Origin of the sequence: uncultured Lactobacillus sp. (genome assembly GCF_947367125.1) — a bacterium.
Classification (GTDB): Bacteria; Bacillota; Bacilli; order Lactobacillales; family Lactobacillaceae; genus Lactobacillus.
In genome coordinates this window covers 1-3,421 of sequence record NZ_CANBCQ010000070.1, presented here as the reverse complement: position 1 = coordinate 3,421, position 3,421 = coordinate 1, and the positions used below count along the sequence as shown (strand labels likewise).

Genomic DNA, 3,421 nt, shown 5'->3' with positions numbered 1-3,421 from the left:
CTCCTTTTTCTAATGTTTAAAGAAATAAATTTAAGGAATCATTCATCCTTACACAAACTATTTTACAGTCTCAAAAATAGTTCTATTTTAGTTGGAGTATTAATTTATATATATATTACAGGATATGTAATAAATTATTTAGTGTTTTCTGAAAATGAGCCAAAAAGAGTTTTACAGTTTTCTTTAGGCTTATTAGTCTTTCAAGCAATTTTTGCAGTTTTATTGTATATGGGTGTTGTAAAAATACAAAAAGAGATACAAACGGAACAGCAACAAAAACGTATGGAAGCTGAAATTGCTCAATTAAAAGAATATTCAAACTATCTTGATAAAAATGAAGATGAACTTCGTCATTTTAAACATGATTATCAAGATATTTTAAATGGCTTGAGGATTAGTGCAGAAGAAGGAAACATTAAAGCTGTTGTGCAGCAGCTTGCTGAATATACTGATGCCCAGTTTGATGATAAATCACTTCGAAAATATAAGGATGTTAATCACGTTCATGTAGAGGAATTGAAAAGTATTGCCATTACTAAATTAGCTAAACTTTATAATGAAAAAATCCCCTATAGTTTTGGGTGTGACGTGGAAATCTATAGAATTCCACAATCAGTTAATATTTTAGATATAGTCAGAATTATTGGAATTACATTCAATAATGCTATCGAAGAGAGTCGAAAATTTAGTGATAAAAGTAATGCTAAAGTCGATGCAATGTATTATCAAGAAGATGGTAATTTTGAATTTAAAATTCGAAATAAAATAGTGAATGATACTAAATTGTCTACCGATATTTTAAGCAAGGAAGGCTATTCTACTAAGAAAAATCATGCGGGAATTGGGCTGGCTAATATTAAGAGAATAGAATCTAAGTATGAGGAATGCATGCTTATTAATTATGGAATTGAGGATGGTTGGTTTACTTTTGATTTAGAAATTATGCCAGATAATGAGAACATGGAGGAAGAATAGAATGAGATATCCAGTATTTGTTTGTGATGATGATCAAGTGCAAGTAAATGATATAGTTAAAATGATTGGGAAAGCAGAAGAAATTATTTCTGATGAGTATGCTGTTGCCTTTGATGTAGCTTCTGTCACTACTTTTTCAGAAGCAAAGACGTATTTGAAAAAGAATGTCTATACTGGTGGCATTTACTTGTTAGATATCGAGCTAGGACAAGAAGTTGGTCAAAATAATGGTTTTGATTTGGCAGAATTGATTAAATCGCAGGATAAAAGGGCACAGATTATCTTTATTACGACACATGCAGATCTGTCTTTGATTTCGTTTGAAAGAAGACTCGGTCCAGTTGATTATATTGTAAAGCCTAGAGATGAAAAAGATTACGATAGGTTTAAACAACGACTTGTTGCTACATTAGAAGTTTCTGTTTCAAATATTGAAAACTTCGATTATACGGAAAAACTTACTTTTCATTATAAGGTTGGAAGACAAGTAAGAAATATAGATATTGATGATATTATTTATATTTCAACAACTCAAACGCCGCATAAGCTAGTTATGGTAAACGTAAGAGGAGAAGCCCAATTCTTTGGCAGTATTAACCAATATGCTAAGGAATCTACGGCTTTAATAAAGATTAGTCAATCTTGTCTAGCTAATCCAAAAAACATTAAGCTGATAGATTTGCCAAAGTACAAAGTAACGTTTGTGAATGGTGATATTGCTGATTTTTCGCAATCTGAGTATAAAAAAATGCAACATTTATTTGATAAAATTCAGGCTTAAAGAACTGTGAGTTTATAAAAATCTTGTTGTTTCAACTCTTATTTGGGTCACTTTGATATCATATTTGAAATATTAGATTAGGTTTAGCGTTGTAATGAGCTACTTATGACAGAAAGTTCATATGGAGCAGGATTGCATTACTATAGTTTATGTAAGTTATGAATAGGTAGTAAGTAACTTATGAATTTCAAGATATTCATTGATTTAATGAGGAGAACGAAAATGAAAATTTTCAACAAGAAAAACTTATTATTGTCATCTGCAGTTGTTGCAGGGATGCTATTCACAGTTGGTACTAAGGCTGTTCAAGCTGATACAACCGATAGTTCACAACAAGCAACTACAAATACTTTAAAGGTAAATACGAATACTACAGTTCCAGACAAGAATTTGATTATGCCAGTAGCCAGTCGTGATAATCAAACTCTTCGTCAAGTTGCAGAAGCAAACAACACTTCATTAAGTGTATTGGAAAAGTTGAACGATAACATTGATCCAGATAAGACAATTGCCAACGGTACTTGGCTATACCTTCCACAAAATGAAGAATTGTCACTTTTATTTACAGCACTCTATACTGCACATAGCGGGATTTCTAGTGCACAATATCAAAAGTACTATGGTAGATTATCTGCAAGTGAACGCTCAGCTAAGTTATGGATTGCTAGAAGAGAATCTGGTTACAATTATCATGCACGTAATGGCAGATACTATGGACGTTTTCAATTAGATGTGTCATACTTACATGGTGATTATAGTGTAGCCAATCAAGAACGTACTGCTGATAGATATGTTAAAGGTCGTTATGGCTCATGGTCTGCAGCAAAGAGATTTTGGATGGCACACAACTGGTATTAAAAACTAGTTTAAATAGCAAAAGAGGTTGCGTTTAAAATGAAATTTCATAAATTAGTAACGAGTGCATTATTAGTAGCCGGTACTGCTAGTGCGTTAGCTGTTGCACCTGTGTCAGTAATTGCGGCAACTAGCAAGAATGCTCCTGTAGCAGCAGTTCAAAACAAGGCTAACTTTACCAAAGAAGGTTACATCATGCGTGTTCTCAACGATCGTGATGCATCCCCAATCTACGTTGGCAAAGCTAACTACAATAAATTGGTTAAGAATGTAACCCCGGCTAAAGGTGCTAAGACTATCAGTCCTAAGAAAGTACAAAAGGTTAAGTTTAGAATTGAAAAGGTTCTTAATGTAAAAGGTCGCGGCGCTGGTGCTCCAGTATACTTGGTCGCTTCAAAGGATAAAAAGTATTCAACTTGGACTACTCAAGCTTTCTTGCAATACTACTACCTAAACAGCAAGTCTATGCAAGGTGTGACTAAGCCACTCAAGCGAATTGCTAATAGATTAAATACCAGCCTGAAAAAGGTAAACAATAAACGTGACTTTATCGCTGCAATGAAAGCTGCTAAGAAGTTACATGGCAGACAAAGAGATTTTGTTTTACGTTCATTGAATCAACTAAAGAAGGATGGCTCCATGAATGTAGAAGGAAAGAACTTGTTATTATTTGGCTTATAAAATTAAGATATTAAGTAGTAAAGCTCAGCAGAATTGCTTGAGCTTTATTTTTTTGGCTCTTTGTCAAATCCTGTTGATAATGAGTAAATGAATAGAATCAAGCAACCATTAAAAGGCTGTTTGGTTCTT

The 3,421-nt window shown here is 33.1% G+C and carries 4 protein-coding genes; all 4 read left to right on the top strand.

Annotated elements, in window-relative coordinates; translation table 11 throughout:
• A partial coding sequence (locus Q0Y84_RS12160; protein ID WP_366791959.1) for a GHKL domain-containing protein occupies positions 1-975 on the top strand: 975 nt, incomplete at its 5' end.
• Between the two features lies 1 nt (position 976).
• On the top strand, positions 977-1,756 hold the full coding sequence (locus tag Q0Y84_RS12155; RefSeq protein ID WP_297954153.1) for a LytTR family transcriptional regulator DNA-binding domain-containing protein: 780 nt from the start codon (positions 977-979) through the stop codon (positions 1,754-1,756).
• Positions 1,757-1,978: 222 nt separating this feature from the next.
• A complete protein-coding gene (locus Q0Y84_RS12150; protein WP_297954150.1) occupies positions 1,979-2,614 on the top strand; it encodes an aggregation promoting protein in 636 nt (211 codons plus the stop codon).
• A 36-nt stretch (positions 2,615-2,650) separates the two neighbouring features.
• On the top strand, positions 2,651-3,292 hold the full coding sequence (locus Q0Y84_RS12145) for a hypothetical protein (protein WP_297954147.1): 642 nt from the start codon (positions 2,651-2,653) through the stop codon (positions 3,290-3,292).
• Positions 3,293-3,421: the final 129 nt, after the last annotated feature.